The sequence below is a fragment of the Terriglobus sp. YAF25 genome (genome assembly GCF_052113305.1).
Taxonomy (GTDB): domain Bacteria; phylum Acidobacteriota; class Terriglobia; order Terriglobales; family Acidobacteriaceae; genus Terriglobus.
Window position 1 is genome coordinate 1 of sequence record NZ_JBFRCY010000888.1, and the last position, 1,594, is coordinate 1,594.

Sequence of the window (1,594 nt, forward strand, 5' to 3'; positions counted from 1 at the left end):
CGGTAGGTGAATCTGAAGTCGCCATCAGATGGACCACGGGACCACCGCCCGGCAGCGGCTTTTGTTTTCCTACCGCTTTATAAAGCAGGCGGAACCTGCCATCGGGCCCTTGAGTAATACTTGGGTTCGAGATGCAAAGAGCGTCAGGTGCGTTGGCATCTGCGCTGACGTCCACCAATGGAGTATCAAACCGCTTCCATGGTCCATTAGGACTGTCAGCCACTGCCACCCCGATGCGTTGATTATTTCGATGGTCCCAGTTGAGGGTGGACATGACGACCCCATTTCCCAGGTTCCCCATGTAGTAGAGATAGTATTTCTTCCCAAACCGGTGAATGGTCGGGTTATGCGTCACCATCCCGTCCCAGAACTCTTTTCCACGCGCCGGTAGAGCTACGTCGTGAAAGACAAAGGGGCCCTCGAGAGAACTTCCAATCGCATGGGCGACCTCCGAACGTGTGACCCAGGACTCGAATCCGTCGGCGACCTTCCAGCGGGAATAGAACAGGTGATATTTCCCGTCGCTGCCCTTGATCAGCGCGCCGCACCAGACAAAATAGCCAGGATCATGAAAGGCGGCGGAGGCGGGAATGGGCTGCATCATGTGAGGAAAATCGAGCGGGGGAGCAGAAGCTGTTCTTCCCTTCGGGGATTGCGCGCCGGTCCGGCCCGAAAAGACCGCAAATAGCGGCAGACACACCGCGAGGAGGAAACTTGATCTCCACTTCCAGGTTTTCATTCAATACCCTGTGATCTGTATCTAAGAAATCGACAGGAGACTAGATGTTAACCGCTAAACCTGTCAAGCTATTTGAACCGGAAACCTATCATGGATGTCCCCAGGTTCCCCTCGCTTTGGGAGTCAATACGGTGATCAACTTTTGAGACAGCAACCATAGCGCGGGGCAAGAGCCCGATCCTTCTATTCATGAACCGCTGCGGCCGGAGTGCTTTTCCAGCTTTGGGCGTCTCGCCGTGGCGATCGCCCGAACATCCTGCTGTATTCACGGCTGAATTGCGAAACGCTGGCGTAGCCGACGTCACGCGCAGCAGACTCCACGGTCGCACCGCGGAATATTAATACTCGACGTGCTTCGTGAAGCCTGAGCTGCTTCTGATAGGCAAGCGGAGTGATGCCGGTAATAGACTTGAATTGACGGTGAAACGTTGCCTGACTCATGTTTGCAGCCACAGCGAGACCCTCCACTTGAACTGTCTCCCTGAGCTTGTCTCGGAGTGTGTGTATTGCTTGAACGATCTTCTGGTTCTGCCCATTCGCCATCATCATGATCTCGCTGATCTGCGAGCCTTCAGGACCCGTCAGCAGCCAGTAGCAGACCTCACGCATGATTCCCGGGTACAGTCTTGGGATTGCTTCGGGGATTTCGAGAAGGTTTATGGCCCTCTGGGTGCAGTCCAGAAGTTGAGGATTGAGATCTAAGACAAAGGCACCACGGGCTCTCGCTTTTCGGGAAGTCAGCGGAGACATATCGAGCTCCTCGACCATCTCCTGCATGATGGAAAAGTCCAGTGCAATCTGGATTCCGAGATAGGGTGCCTCCGCGCTTGCTAGAACTACGGTACCGCGTGAAGG

2 protein-coding genes are annotated in these 1,594 nt (G+C 54.8%); both read right to left on the minus strand.

From position 1 onward, the window contains the following. Positions 1 to 604: glycoside hydrolase family protein (locus AB4043_RS24875; protein ID WP_442308444.1), on the minus strand; the 604-nt coding region annotated here is incomplete at its 3' end. 318 nt (positions 605 to 922) lie between these two features. Then, positions 923 to 1,594: AraC family transcriptional regulator N-terminal domain-containing protein (locus tag AB4043_RS24880; RefSeq protein WP_442308445.1), on the minus strand; the 672-nt coding region annotated here is incomplete at its 5' end.